This window comes from Neobacillus sp. NRS-1170, assembly GCF_050468025.1.
In genome coordinates this window covers 1-13,864 of record NZ_JBITPF010000013.1, presented here as the reverse complement: position 1 = coordinate 13,864, position 13,864 = coordinate 1, and the positions used below count along the sequence as shown (strand labels likewise).

The 13,864-nt window shown below is 38.2% G+C and carries 13 protein-coding genes and 1 riboswitch; all 13 genes read right to left on the bottom strand.

Translation table 11 applies throughout. From position 1 onward, the window contains the following. Positions 1 to 14: 14 nt before the first annotated feature. Positions 15 to 145: riboswitch (FMN riboswitch) on the bottom strand. Between the two features lie 99 nt (positions 146 to 244). Then, the gene (locus tag ACIFOT_RS05020) at positions 245 to 997 is read right to left on the bottom strand and encodes a peptidoglycan DD-metalloendopeptidase family protein (protein WP_430062482.1); all 753 of its coding nucleotides are present in this window, start codon (positions 995 to 997) and stop codon (positions 245 to 247) included. Positions 998 to 1,276: 279 nt separating this feature from the next. Next, the gene (locus tag ACIFOT_RS05015; RefSeq protein WP_430062480.1) at positions 1,277 to 2,458 is read right to left on the bottom strand and encodes a negative regulator of sigma-X activity; all 1,182 of its coding nucleotides are present in this window, start codon (positions 2,456 to 2,458) and stop codon (positions 1,277 to 1,279) included. Continuing rightward, a complete protein-coding gene (gene sigX, locus ACIFOT_RS05010; protein ID WP_430062478.1) occupies positions 2,433 to 2,984 on the bottom strand; it encodes an RNA polymerase sigma factor SigX in 552 nt (183 codons plus the stop codon). Before sigX ends, ACIFOT_RS05015 begins: the two co-directional genes overlap by 26 nt. Positions 2,985 to 3,182: 198 nt before the next feature. Further along, entirely contained in the window at positions 3,183 to 4,967 is a 1,785-nt protein-coding gene (locus tag ACIFOT_RS05005; protein ID WP_430062475.1) for an ATP-binding protein, read from the bottom strand. Continuing rightward, positions 4,964 to 5,680 carry a response regulator gene (locus ACIFOT_RS05000; RefSeq protein WP_430062472.1) on the bottom strand — a complete coding sequence of 239 codons (717 nt, stop codon included), beginning with the start codon at positions 5,678 to 5,680 and terminating at the stop codon, positions 4,964 to 4,966. Before ACIFOT_RS05000 ends, ACIFOT_RS05005 begins: the two co-directional genes overlap by 4 nt. Before the next feature lie 249 nt (positions 5,681 to 5,929). Continuing rightward, positions 5,930 to 7,117, bottom strand: coding sequence for a c-type cytochrome biogenesis protein CcsB (ccsB, locus tag ACIFOT_RS04995; protein ID WP_430062469.1), 1,188 nt, complete (start codon positions 7,115 to 7,117; stop codon positions 5,930 to 5,932). Then, positions 7,118 to 8,740 carry a cytochrome c biogenesis protein ResB gene (gene resB, locus ACIFOT_RS04990; RefSeq protein ID WP_430062466.1) on the bottom strand — a complete coding sequence of 541 codons (1,623 nt, stop codon included), beginning with the start codon at positions 8,738 to 8,740 and terminating at the stop codon, positions 7,118 to 7,120. Positions 8,741 to 8,760: 20 nt separating this feature from the next. Further along, on the bottom strand, positions 8,761 to 9,285 hold the full coding sequence (resA, locus tag ACIFOT_RS04985; RefSeq protein WP_430062465.1) for a thiol-disulfide oxidoreductase ResA: 525 nt from the start codon (positions 9,283 to 9,285) through the stop codon (positions 8,761 to 8,763). A gap of 98 nt (positions 9,286 to 9,383) precedes the next feature. Then, a complete protein-coding gene (gene rluB / locus ACIFOT_RS04980) occupies positions 9,384 to 10,121 on the bottom strand; it encodes a 23S rRNA pseudouridine(2605) synthase RluB (protein WP_430062462.1) in 738 nt (245 codons plus the stop codon). Between the two features lie 140 nt (positions 10,122 to 10,261). Then, entirely contained in the window at positions 10,262 to 10,798 is a 537-nt protein-coding gene (locus tag ACIFOT_RS04975; RefSeq protein WP_430062459.1) for a spore maturation protein, read from the bottom strand. 5 nt (positions 10,799 to 10,803) lie between these two features. Beyond that, a complete protein-coding gene (locus tag ACIFOT_RS04970) occupies positions 10,804 to 11,391 on the bottom strand; it encodes a nucleoside recognition domain-containing protein (RefSeq protein ID WP_430062456.1) in 588 nt (195 codons plus the stop codon). Next, a complete protein-coding gene (locus ACIFOT_RS04965) occupies positions 11,384 to 12,529 on the bottom strand; it encodes a D-alanyl-D-alanine carboxypeptidase family protein (RefSeq protein ID WP_430062453.1) in 1,146 nt (381 codons plus the stop codon). The genes ACIFOT_RS04970 and ACIFOT_RS04965 overlap by 8 nt, the downstream gene beginning before the upstream one ends. Before the next feature lie 240 nt (positions 12,530 to 12,769). Continuing rightward, positions 12,770 to 13,660 carry a superoxide dismutase gene (locus tag ACIFOT_RS04960; RefSeq protein WP_430062450.1) on the bottom strand — a complete coding sequence of 297 codons (891 nt, stop codon included), beginning with the start codon at positions 13,658 to 13,660 and terminating at the stop codon, positions 12,770 to 12,772. Positions 13,661 to 13,864 lie beyond the last annotated feature (204 nt).

The following is a 13,864-nucleotide window of genomic DNA, read 5'->3' as shown; positions in this document are numbered from 1 at the left end:
AACGCTTGCAGAACCTCCATCTTCTCCCATCCAGACTATACTGTCGGCTTTGGAATCGCACCAAATCCTGCCTAAAAGGCTCGCGGGCTTAAGAGTATACTCTAATACCGCCGATCGGGAATTTCACCCTGCCCCGAAGATAGATCGATATGAAATTATAAAATTATTATACTTGAGAAATGGTAATTTGTTAAGTAAAAAAATTAAACCCGTAAACAATATCATTTACGGGTCACGTACTCCTTTATTCGACAAATAATATTTGTTTCGGTTTAATCACATCAGAATGCAAATGATTAATATCCTTTAATCTCTTGACAGACATATTGCTTTTTTTAGAGATCGAGTACAGGGTATCTCCTTGTTGAACGACATATTTATTAGCTTTTATGTGTATTGAACGGCCTTTAGTTGAACTTTTAACATGTGTGCTAGCTTCAAGGACATCATATCCGCTAGAAGCAACTCCGCCTTGTACAAACTCACCCACATCCGCTTTTCCTAAAAGCCTTTCAGGGTCGATTGCATATTTCTTATCATATCTCCATTCTAATTCATGTGTTTCAAAATGGAGATGTGTTCCTGTGGCTTGTCCCGTTTTCCCCATTTTTCCAACGACGTCACCTTGTTTTATGTTTTGGTTAACATAAACATTACGTCGAGTTAAATGTGCATAAACAGTAACAACCTTACTTGGGTGTTTAATAAACACGACATTTCCGTATGTATTGGAAAAATATGATTTGATGACAATTCCGTCATCAACCGCCAGAACTGGCGTATCGATTTTCCCAGCAATATCTATCCCTTTATGTTTTCCCTGCCTTGTTCCGTATGTATCGGAAATGACTCCATCTGCGGGCCAAATCCAATGTTCCTGTAATTCCTTCATTTTTTCCAAACTTGCAGCTTGTGAATGTTTCCCTCCTAAAAACAATAAACTGACACAAAGTGCCATAATAATGGCAATCAAAAACCTCTTTATGTAGTCACGCATTCTAATCCTTTTCCTCCTTAAATCTTCTACTCACATCCACCATATGTTTCCAGTTTCTAGTTTAGAACTTAAACTAAATAGGTAATAGACCCTGAGCATACTTGTTATAATTTGGAGACATCAACTATTTTATGCATAAATAAAGGCTTTTTTCGTAAACTTTGTTGCTTTTGGTACTTAATAATGTTCATTTACTAAGTTTTTGGGCAATTTTTGCAAATGTTCTTACGAAAAAAGCCTAAATAAAAAAAATCAACCCATTATAGGTTGATTTACAATTTATTGGATATTGCGCAAATTTGGAGCAATTGGCACTTTATTTTCCTTTGATAAATCAAAGGGTCCTATATGTGTTAACGGGGAATTCTTAACAACAATTTTCTCAACCCCAAAATCCTTAGCGGTTAACATCAGAGCCTCAAATGAATATAATGTCAGTTGATTATCTTTTAAAGTAGAATCGCCTTTAATAGAAAGAGATAAAGTTTTGTCCGAAATGGTCACATCATAAATCTGTAATGATGGCTGCAGCGAACTTTTCAAACCATTTTCAGGTTGATCTACCCTCATTGCCTCTAAGGCAGCTCCAAAATCTTTATAGCTATTTTTGGTTGGAGTTAAGTAGGGCAATTTACTGCCAACAGGATAATAAAACAAAAAAGCATGATTTTTCTCGATTACAATATCCTGTTCCTGCCTGCTTCCGTAATTACCTAATTCTATACCTGGTTCTCCATTTGTTGTGAACCTTATCTTTCTAAGGTTACTATTTGATGCTATATCTTTTTGTAATACATTAATAAAATTTGTTTCATTGGTTGATCCTTGTCCGTATAGGTGGTTTGAAGGAACGTCAACATTAACGCTATTATTATTTTGGTCTAGCTCCAATGTCGCATTTAACGGGTAAAATTCACTTAATCCCCATTCTTCTTCTTTTAGAGAAGCCATATTTTCTGCAAAAACAGTCAGCCAGGATTTATTGCCTGCGTCTGAAACAATAGTAGAAACAGGAATAAGAATCTGTGCTTGTTGGTCAGGTATCCAATAGGTTAACACCTTACCATTACCCACTTCATCATCATAAATCGCAGATTTCATGACTTCAGTACTTAAAAGCTTTGCCTCTTTGGTTCCGGAGTTTACCCCCTCCTTTGAGGTTGATTCCTCCTTATTCATAGCAATTCCAGCATCTTTATTAGCTGTGGTTTGCTCCAAGGACCTTTTTTCTTGAGCTTGATCAAAGGAATTATTTGTTCGATTCATTAAGTTAGGAACTAAAATAAGAAAAAGAAGCATGGCCGCTGCAGTTGCGATACCTGGTAATAACCATGGTATCAATTTGCGCTTTTTTATAGAAAGATTCTGGTAAATGTCACGAGGATTGCGATGATCTTGTATTTTGGGCATTTGCCTTAATAGTTCCTCGAGCTGCTTATCGCTCCACTCTGACTTTCTCACTATTTAATCCCTCCTTTTCATAAAACATTTCCATGTGCTTCTTTAAAACTTTTAAGGATCGATGCTGTGTGGTTTTTACTTTACTTTCTGTCCATCCCAAGGTTTTTGCTGTTTCAGCAATGGATAAATCATGTAAATACCTTAAAATGATTACCGCTCGTTGATCCATCGTGCAATATTCTAAGCATTTGTAAATCCATTTAATCTCTTCCTTTTGGACAGTTATCTCCTCTGGAATAGGATAGTCATCCTTAACTTGATTGGATGACCAATCAAATTTTTCGAAAATTCTTTCCTTCCATCCCTTTTGCTTCCGAAAAAAGTCAATAGCCACATTACGGGCAATAGAAAAGAGCCAGGTCTTTTCACTGCTTTTCCCCTCAAAACGATTATAGGACTTAAAAACTCTTATATAAACTTCCTGGACAAGATCCTCTGCATGTTCTTTGTTTTTAACCATATAAAATAGAAATTGAAAAACGTCATGATGATATTTTTGATAAAGTTCATCGAAAACGGAGTCCATCAATTCCCCTCCCCGTTCATTAATATTAGTCGATATTTATGTATAAAAGGTTTCACATATAAATATAGACTCTTTTTAGGTAAAAAGGAAGGTATTTATTGGAAGCTTCAAACCCCAAAAATGCCTATCCGAAATGGATAGGCTTTAAAAATGTTCCTCGTGAATCAAGAACAATCGGCAAAATACCTGCTCTTTTTACTATTTTCGAGGAAGCAGGAAGGAAAATGTCGTCCCTTGTCCTAGCTTGCTTTGAACAGAAATATGCCCCCGATGGGCATCAATAATATTTTTGGCTATAGCAAGTCCCAGTCCAGTACCTGCCCTTCCCCTGGTCCTTGCTTTATCGGCCTTATAAAAGCGTTCAAAAACAAAAGGTAAATCTTCTTCAGGGATCCCTGAACCTGAATCCTGAACTTCTATTCTAATCCCATTGTCTTCTGAAGTTACGTTTAACCGGACTGAACCGCCTTTTGGTGTGTGTCTTATGGCATTGTCAATTAAGTTTGTTAAAACTTGTTCAATCCGATCAGGGTCAAAGAAAACAACGGAAATTTGGTCATCTATATCAACGTGTAATTGAATCTCATTATCTTTAGCAAGGCCTTGAAATTTATGGATAATCCTATTTATAAAAGATGAAATATTTATTTCATCGATTGTCAATTGGATATGTCCCGCTTCCATTCGAGCTAAGTCAAGAAGTTCATTCACCAGCCTTCCCATACGAAGGGACTCATCATAAATAACCTTTGCCATTTCTTTTTTCTCTTCTTGGGATTCGGCAATATCATCCACAATTGCTTCACTGTATCCCTGTAACATCGAAATGGGAGTTCTAAGTTCATGTGAAACATTGGCAATAAAGTCTTTTCTCATTTTTTCCAATTGCCTTTCCTTCGTCATATCCCTTAAGACCGCAACGGCTCCACGAATAAAGCGATTGCTGTATAAAGGACTGACAAGGATTACCCAATGGCGGCCCTGAAGAGAAATTTCCCCTACCTGTTCTTTTTCTGTATCTACTGCCTCCTGAAAAAGCTCCATGACTTGCGATGGAATGGCCTCCGAACTAGGTCCAAACTCACCGTTTTCATAGTACCAGTATTGAAGAAAGCGGTCTGCAGGCGGATTGGTGATCAATATTGTTCCATCCCGATTAAAGGTGATTACTCCATCTGCCATACTGCTTAATATGCTGGAGAGCTGTTCCTTTTCCTGACTAAGGGCATTCATATTGAATTTCAATTGTCGTCCCATTTGATTAAAGGCAGTTGCCAGTTCCCCGATTTCATCATGTGTTAGAATCGGTACCTTAGTATCAAACTTTCCTCTCGCCACTTCAAACGCTGCCTCTCTCATTTTCCGTAATGGCGCCGTTATTCTGGTTGATAAAAAGAAGGCAAATATAGTTGTCAGAATAATCGCAACACCAGCTACAAGTAAAATAAATCTTGTTGTAGAGCGGGATGTTTCCTGCATGTCTTCCAAGGATTGATAAATAAAAACAGCACCATTTTCTTCACCAGTCAAATGAAGCGGTACACCAATAATGGAATAATTGGCATCTTCATTATTCCTAATTTTTTCTGATGAGAGGTTTGAGATTTTTTCGACAGTAATGTTTTTATTAAATACTTTCGATAATTCTGAATCATTTTTAATATCTGAAATGGATAATTTCTTTCCCTTTTCCGTATTCGGAGAGTAATAGATATCTTGATTGTTTTTAACAATTAACACTTGGGTATCATTATCTAGAATCTCCCAAGATATTTCTAATCCTAATGGAAATTTATCATCAGGATGGTTTTCGAGAACACTGGCAATTTTTTCAGCTGTGTGTGTCAAATCACTTTTTGTTACTTTGATGTTATTGTTTTGGGTGTATTCCAAAAGCATGACAGTAAGGATAAATAATATAAAGGATACTAATAAAAGGATGGTAAACCAAAGTTTACCTACAACACTTCTTAAAAAGGTCATTCATTATTTACCTCAAATTTATACCCTACGCCCCAAACTGTAACAATCATTCTTGCTGCCTGTTCAGACACTTTGTTTAACTTTTCGCGGAGACGCTTTACATGCGTATCAACGGTTCGCAAGTCACCAAAAAATTCATAATGCCAAACTTCTTTTAATAGCTGCTCACGATCAAATACTTTATCCGGTGCCTTGGCAAGAAAATATAGCAATTCATATTCTTTAGGTGTCAAGCTTACTTCTTTCCCATCAGCAGCTACTCTATGGGCATCATTATCTATTGTTAAATGTGGAAACACAATAACATCCTTAGTTGTTGTCTCGGTTTGCAGGTAGCTAGTTTGTGAGGCCCTTCTTAAAAGAGCTTTTACACGCAGGACAACTTCCCTTGGGCTGAAAGGTTTCACAATATAATCGTCTGTTCCTACCTCAAATCCCTGAACGCGATTAACCTCTTCCCCTTTTGCCGTTAACATGATAACGGGAGTTGCCTTTTTCTCCCTAAGCTCACGGCAAACTTCAATACCATCTTTGCCGGGCATCATTAAATCGAGGAGTATGACATCATAGTCATTATCTATTGCTTTGATTAACGCCTCATTACCATCTTCAGCTTCATCAATTGTATAGTCTTCACGCTCTAAATACATTTTTAATAAGCGGCGAATTCTTTCTTCATCGTCTACTACTAGGATTTTCACGTCTTTTTCCATTATTAATCCCCCCATGAGGTTTATTTTACAAAATGGTAATGGTTTTTGCTATATTTTCAGGGAATTACTCCTATTAAAAGTGTCAATATTATGACAAAGGTATTTTTTTGAAAAATACTATTGCTTTTTTTAAACGCTTATTAAATTAGTCTGTTCATATCCGCTCCAATGAACAGTGGTAAATAATCAAGAATTCCCTTTAACATTGTGCTTTTAAAAAAACCTTCACTTTAAGTGAAGGTTTTTTAATTAACTGCCTGCGTAGGAATGCAGACCGGCAATGACTAGGTTTACAGCGACTAAATTAAACATAATAATGACAAAGCCTATTACGGCAAGCCAGGCTGATTTTTCTCCATGCCATCCCTTTGATAAGCGAAGATGCATAAATGCTGCATAGAAAAGCCAAGTAACTAAAGCCCATACTTCTTTTGGATCCCATCCCCAGAACCTCGACCATGCCATTTGTGCCCAAATCATCGCAAAGATTAGTGCCCCAAGTGTAAACACGGGGAATCCAATTAGTACTGATCGATAGCTAATTTCATCAACGAAATCTAGCTTAATATTTTTTACTAGCGGTTTAAGTGCAGCTGCAATCCGCTTTCTTAAAATAACGCGAATTAATCCATAAAGGATAAGTCCTGCCATCAATGACCAAATAACCGTATTTAATTTTTTTGCATTAATGAAAGCCGGCATTTCTACCAGCGGCTTAAACCCTTCTTTTGTCAATAGTTTTCCTTCATGCGGGCCAGTAATGGCAGGCATCGTATATTCAAGATTTGCTTCATTTCCATGTTTATCAATCCAGGTAAATTTCTCATGATACCCTAACCCTGAAAATGCTGAGGAGACAGCGACAAAGCCCAGTACCGTTACAAGCGAAAACATGACCACTTCAAGCCAAAAGGTTCGTTTAGATGCCCTCGATTGATCAATGGCCTTAACCAGATAAATTAATCCGGCAGCAAAACTAATGGCCAAAATTGCTTCGCCCATTGCTGCAGTGGTTACATGGATATGAAGCCAGTAGCTTTGTAAGGCCGGTATTAATGGGGTTATTTCTCTAGGAAACATGCTTGCATAGGCAATAACCAGAATCGCAACAGGCATTGTAAACAAACCGAGTAAAGTTGTTCGATAAATAAAATATATAACTATAAATGCACCAACTAAAGCCATTCCAAAGAAAGTTGTAAACTCAAACATATTACTAACCGGTGCGTGCCCGGCTGCAATCCATCTTGTTATAAAATAGCCCAACTGTGATATAAAACCAATAATTGTTAATAAGACAGCAATTTTCCCCCAGCGATTAGTTCCTTTCTTTTCCGTCTCCCCCTTTTTAGAGGTAATGGAACCGCCGTAAAAAAGCGTTGCAGCTAAATAAAGAATAAAAGCAATAAACAATAAATTACTACTTATTGTTACCAACTAAACTACCTCCTTATCCTGTTTCTCCATTTGAAGTTGATCATCCGGCATATTCAGCTTCGTATCGGTTAAAACAGTTTCTATTTCTCTCTTAAGTCCGTACCAATTTTTATTCGTGTGTGCCGCAATCCAAACCTCACCGTTTTTGTTTTGCACCCAGATCCTGCGGTGGTTCCAATAAGCTCCTTGAATGACACCAATCATAAAGATAATGCCGCCTAATATGATGACCCATAATGATGAATCCTTGCGGACGATAAATCCGGAAACATTTTTAGTCTCAATGCCTTTAAAGGCCATTTTATAAGTATTATTACCTGACGGTTCAATTGTTTGCCTGATTGCAACGAAACTCGTTTCTCCTTTTGGATTTTCAGGTGATATCATCCGAAAAACAAAGGCAGGGTTATTTGGAACTCTTGACTTTGTAGATGGTTCTCCATTTTTTCCAAATTCAAAATCAGGAAAATAACTAAGAACTTTAACCGAGTAGCCATTACCTAGTTCATAAACTGACTTTGGATTCCTAAGGTTGATTTTCATTTCACCAAAGGATTGACTTGTCTTTTTATTGGTCAAGGCAAATGTCATTGCTTCAAGGTCACTTCTAAACGAAGCCTGGAAAATAGAATACCCTTCATAGGTTAAAGGATGATTTACTCGAACCTTATAATCGTTAATCTTTTCAAGCTTTGGTTTTTCTCCGGGAATATTTTCACCGACACGATTGTAAAGAATAACGTTAGATTGGTAATTCTTAACTACTTCACCTGCTTCTTCAATCGCCTTTTTAAAAGTTTTATCTTTGTTTTTATCATAATGCTGCAGGATGAATTGATTATTTTTCAGGTAAAGCTTTTCCCCAGTCTCGGGCACAAGGGCTGTTTCGCCTTCTCTGACCCAAAGGTTCTCATTAACGTACACTCCAGGCACAAAACGAAGCATTCCGCCAAACAGGAAAATAATTAACCCTACATGGTTAACATAAGGGCCCCATCTTGAAAAACGGCCCTTTTCAGCTAATAAATCTCCATTTTCCTCACGAACCTGGTATCGTTTTTCCTTTAGATGCTTCTTAATGACCGTAAAGTCGTCTTTATCCATATGTGAATTGACGCCAAACACGCGCTGGCGTTTTAAGAAGCCTTCATGTCTTGTTACTCGTTGGGCTTTTAATGCCTTATATAAAGGGACGACCCTGTCAAGGCTGCAAATAACAAGAGAAATACCTATCATGGCAATTAATAATAAATACCACCATGAACCATACAAATCATTAAACCCTAATTGATAATATAATTTACCAAACCAGCCGTATTCCTCTTCATAGTACACTTCCGGAGGCTGGTCAATATACATTTCCTGCGGCAGGATTGTGCCAAGCGAAGAAGCAATAAGGGTTATAATAATAAGCCAAACTCCGACCTTTACTGAAGAAAAGAAATTCCAAATTTTATCTATAATTGTTTTGTTATAGGTTTGTGAGCGGCGTGCACTGCCTTCGTAGCGCATATCAAGCAATGGATTCTTTTTCTCATTTTCATCCAGGACTTTTCCGCATGCTTCGCATAACACAGTTCCATGTGGATTAACGTGCCCGCATTCACATTTAACATCTTTCATTTTAAAAAACTCCCTGTTACCTAAGGTTTTATTTGCTCCATAAATTCCCTGACCGTATTTTCAGACATTTCTCCAGTATTGTATTTAACCACCTTGCCGTTTTTATCAATCAAGAATGTAGCTGGCAATGGATCGATTCCATAGGCAGTCATTACTTCCTTGTCAGTATCAATCATAATCGGAAAATCAAGTTTATAGTGTTCAGCAAATTGATTAACAGCAAGTTCAGATTCTTGGATATCGACTGATAAAACCTGAACCCCTTTGTCCTTAAATTGCTGATATTGATTATTGATATAAGGCATTTCCTTTTTACAAGGCGGGCACCATGTTCCCCAAAAATTCAAAAATACCCCTTGTCCCCGATAGTCTGAAAGGCGATGCTTGTTCCCTTGCATATCGGTTAAAACAAAATCTGGTGCCGTTTCACCTACCGCCACTTTTAATTTATTGTCTTTTGTAAAATTAGCATACAGCGTATAGATAACGGCTGCTCCTAGAACAAGTAATATTACTGTTCGAATTACTAATCGCCGTTTTTTCATTCCCAACCCTCCATTAAATCTCCTGACACAAGTAGTCTAAATTATATCATTTTTCAATCCTATCATAGTGTAAACCCTCGCTGTTAATTGTGACGGTTCTATGAATTTTTCTTAGAAACATCATTTGCAAGGGTTCTTAATTGTTTTACCTCGTGCGGAGTTAGTTCTCTTGCCTCTCCGGCCTTCAAGCCATGTAAGGTTAAAAAAGCATATCGCTCCCGCTTTAATTTCATAACTTCATGACCTATAGCTTCAAACATTCTTCTAACTTGGCGGTTGCGGCCCTCATGAATGCTGATCTCAACAATGGCTGATTGTTTTTTCTTATCTACCGAAAGAACCTTTACTTTGGCAGGTGCTGTTTTACCGTCCTCAAGCCTAATTCCCTTTTCCAATTTTCTAATGTTTTCTCTTAACGGAATTCCTTTGATTTTGGCAACATACACTTTTTCAATTTCATTTCTTGGATGCATAAGTAAGTTAGCAAATTCTCCATCGTTTGTTAGTAACAATAATCCTGATGTATCATAATCAAGACGACCAACTGGAAATATTCTTTCTTTAAATTCAGAAAAGAAATCGGTTACAACCTTTCTTCCTTTGTCGTCACTGACACTTGAAATGACTCCTCTTGGTTTATATAAAAGAAAATAAACAGGTTCTTCTTTCTCGATTTGAATTTCATTCACTTCTACTCTATCGGCAGAAGTTACCTTGACACCGAGTTCCTTAACAACCTTGCCATTTACTTTAACTCTGCCTTCTTTAATTAATTCCTCTGCTTTTCTTCTTGATGCAACACCAGCTCGAGCTATTACTTTTTGTAATCTTTCCAAATTTTTCACCTCAAAATTGATCCATTCTATCCTAATGAATTATGACATAAATCCTTCACTTTTCAAAGTAGCGGGTTTTATCAGTGGACATGAAAAAAGTAGATTCAATATAGTGAACCTACTTTTTTGTAAACTCTAACCTATTTTGTTCCAAATATTAGGCCTACGACAACTATTGAAACAATAATTCCGAAAACATCCGCGAGCAGCCCTACTTTAAGTGCATCTCCCATTTTTTTAATCCCAACTGCTCCAAAATATACGGTTAAAACGTAAAAGGTAGTATCCGTACTTCCTTGCAGCACAGAAGCAAGTCTGCCAATAAAGGAATCGGGTCCGTATACAGCAATTAAATCACTTGTCATTCCAAGTGCAGCTGTACCGGAGATGGGTCTAATGAACAATAATGGTACGATTTCAGCGGGCACTCCAATCGACTTCATAAAGGGACGGATCCAATGCATTAAGGCATCTAATGCCCCGGAGGCCCGAAATATGGAGATGGCTACGAGCATACCAACTAAGAAAGGTATGATGGTTACGGCAATTTTTATTCCCTCTTTGCCTCCTTCAACAAAACTTTCATAGGTTGGAACTTGTTTAAAAGTTCCATATATTAGAATAAATCCGATTAACAGTGGGATAAAAGTAAGCGATAGCCCCGAAATCAGCCCCATATTTTTCACCCTTTTCGGCTTCTGCGATAATAAAAATAACGATCTATAAGAATGGCACCTATTGCTGAAAGTATAGTAGCGATTATGGTAGGAACAACAATTTCTGTTGGGGAAATGGATTTATAATTCATCCTGATAGCAATAACAGTGGTTGGAATTATTGTTATGCTTGCTGTATTGATGGCTAAAAAGGTGACCATGGACCTGCTTGCTGTATTTTTTCCGCCATTTATCTTTTTCAATTCTTCCATTGCTTTGATACCAAGTGGTGTAGCTGCATTTCCCAAACCGAACATATTAGAAATCATGTTGGACAATATATATCCCATCGCAGGGTGGTTGGCCGGTACCTCCGGGAATAGTATCTTTACCAGCGGACGGAATAGCTTCGACAACCGTTCGAGGAGACCTGATTCCTCAGCAATCCGCATCATCCCAAGCCAAAAAACAAGGACACTGATTAATCCGATACATAGGGTCACAGCCTCTTTTGCTCCATCAAACACCGCCTTGTTTACTGCCTCCATTGTTCCGTTAAAAGCCGCGAAAACGATACCAACGATAGTCATGAAAACCCATATATAATTAACCATTTGCGTTCACACCTATAATAGAAAAGAAAATTTCTTTAGCATAATCAAGAAGCCCTTGCTTCTCTTCTTTTTCATTTTGATAGTATATAGGAGTTTCAGTAACAACTCTGCCATCCAAATAAACGGCAGCCTTACCAACTATTTGCTCAGTTTTCTTTCCATTGCTCCATTTTTTCTCTGGCTTGTTCAATTTATATTTCACTGAAAATAAATCCATTTCCTCGCTCGTAGCAGGGTACACAATTGATTTTTTTACAAACAAATGATTTTTATATACCTTATTGGTCGTTACATTAATTTTCCCCTTTTCTACAATTTCAGCCATATCATAGTTTCTGAAGCCATCTTCATACATGGAGATGTGGTCATCCCAATCATTGGAATCATTCAAGGTAACCGCTATTAAACTCATATCTCCTTTTGTTGCGGTTGTTACAAGCGTTCTTTTTGCCCGCTTTGTATAGCCGGTTTTTCCTCCAGTGGCATATTTATATTTTGTCAGCAGCCGGTTTTTGTTCTTCCAAACACGGTCCCATGCTTCTGTTGGGTTAGGGGCACGGTGTACCTTTGTCCCCGAGATTTTTGCGAACGTTTTATCGTGCATCGCATAACGCATTAAAATAGCCATATCATAGGCAGAGGAATAGTGATCTTCATGATCATCAAGTCCATGCGGGTTTGAAAAATGAGTATCAAACATTCCGATTTCCCTGGCCTTTTGATTCATTAAATAGGCAAAGCCATCAACACTCCCACCTACATATTCGGCGATGGCTACCGCAGTATCATTTCCGGATCTTAGCATCAACCCATAAACCAAGTCACTCAGCTTAATTTTTTCTCCCGGTTTTAAATAAACCGATGACCCTTCGGCATGGGTTGCCTTCTCACTTACTTTAACATATTGATTCATTTTTCCCGATTCAATCGCCAAAACCGCTGTCATGATTTTCGTAATACTGGCAATTCTCCTTTTTGTATGCGCATCTTTTTCATATAGGACTCGTCCAGTCTTCTGCTCTATGAGTACAGCACTTGCTGCACTTACTCCAAGGGAAGCATCCACCTTTTGAGGAATGTTAGCAACGAGTATTGAGACCATGAGGAAAAAAATGACTAGCTTTGAAATCATTCTCATTAGATTTACCTCGTCCCCTTCTTTAATGTCTAGCTGCAGCGCCTGGGGCTCTCTGGTCTAAGCCAATCCGGTGAGAAGGTTAAAAAGCAACCTTCCCACCGGATTGGCTTATGCTTTGAGCCCCTGGGCAAGGCGCTTCCGCTTTTCGATTTAATAAAAGTTTATGCAGGACAAGGCTTGATATGACAATTAATAGAGAAAAAGGCAATCCGCCAATAGACAGATTACCTTTCCAAATATTTAAAAAGCCGGCCATTTTATATCTGCTGCTTTTTCAAATCTCATTTCAACATCGCTCCAATTCACAACATTCCACCAATTATCAACATAGTCTGCCCGGTTGTTTTTATATTGAAGATAATAGGCATGCTCCCATACATCTAATACAAGGAGAGGTATGGTATCCCATTGGGTTAGAAGCATATGCCGTTCGGATTGCAATACCTCTAGATGCCTTGCTCTTGGTGACCAGACTAACAGCGCCCAGCCGACTCCTTCAACTTGCTTTGCCGCTTCAGAAAACTGTTTTTTAAAAGCTGTGAAGCTGCCAAAATAGTTTTCTATTTCCCCTTTTAGCGGTCCATGGGGATTTCCGCCGCCATTTGGACTCATATTTTTCCAAAAAATCGTATGAAGGTAATGACCTGACCCGTGAAAGGCAAGTTCCCTTGACCAATGCTTTATAAGCGAAAAGTCATTCGTCTCTCTAGCCTTTTTAAGATTAAGTTCGGCCTTATTCAACCCCTCGACATAGGAACGGTGGTGCTTATCGTGGTGAAGCCTCATTATTTCCTCTGAAATATAAGGCTCCAATGCATTATATGGATAAGAAAGCTCCGGTAATGTATGGCCCCCAGGCGGAATTGTCTTTTCTACTACCCAAAGCTGCCCGATTTCCTGCTTCCGTTTAAAATAGGTTTCCATTTGTTCATGGATGTTCTCTGCCTTCGTTTGTAGAGAAAGGAGCTCCTCATTGGACAGCTCTCGATTCGTCCCTTCTATTAATTCCGTAAATGCATCAAGCTGTTCCCATAATTCAGAGTTATCACCGACTGTTTCTGAACGAAGAAACTGTTTCATCTGCTCATTCCATTCAAATAATTCATTTACATAGCGGCTAAACCGTTCCATGTTATCCACTCCTATTTATGCTGTAAATCTACATAAATAGTATGAAAATTTTAGTCTATTAAGAACCCAAAAAAGCTGCCATTGGTATTACAATTACCAATGGCAGCACTCGCATTTTCTCTGTTAAACTTGGCTGTTGATTTTCGCTCCAGGCGCGAGCGGTTTCGCGGGCGTGCGGAGAGCCTCCTCGGCGCTTAAGCGCCT

Bases quoted from the DNA above. Each gene is read 5' to 3' on its own strand.
- ACIFOT_RS05020 (WP_430062482.1), bottom strand. From the start codon at position 997: ATGCGTGACTACATAAAGAGGTTTTTGATTGCCATTATTATGGCACTT.
- sigX (WP_430062478.1), bottom strand. From the start codon at position 2,984: ATGGACTCCGTTTTCGATGAACTTTATCAAAAATATCATCATGACGTT.
- ACIFOT_RS05005 (WP_430062475.1), bottom strand. From the start codon at position 4,967: ATGACCTTTTTAAGAAGTGTTGTAGGTAAACTTTGGTTTACCATCCTT.
- ACIFOT_RS05000 (WP_430062472.1), bottom strand. From the start codon at position 5,680: ATGGAAAAAGACGTGAAAATCCTAGTAGTAGACGATGAAGAAAGAATT.
- resB (WP_430062466.1), bottom strand. From the start codon at position 8,740: ATGAAAGATGTTAAATGTGAATGCGGGCACGTTAATCCACATGGAACT.
- resA (WP_430062465.1), bottom strand. From the start codon at position 9,285: ATGAAAAAACGGCGATTAGTAATTCGAACAGTAATATTACTTGTTCTA.
- ACIFOT_RS04975 (WP_430062459.1), bottom strand. From the start codon at position 10,798: ATGGGGCTGATTTCGGGGCTATCGCTTACTTTTATCCCACTGTTAATC.
- ACIFOT_RS04970 (WP_430062456.1), bottom strand. From the start codon at position 11,391: ATGGTTAATTATATATGGGTTTTCATGACTATCGTTGGTATCGTTTTC.
- ACIFOT_RS04965 (WP_430062453.1), bottom strand. From the start codon at position 12,529: ATGAGAATGATTTCAAAGCTAGTCATTTTTTTCCTCATGGTCTCAATA.
- ACIFOT_RS04960 (WP_430062450.1), bottom strand. From the start codon at position 13,660: ATGGAACGGTTTAGCCGCTATGTAAATGAATTATTTGAATGGAATGAG.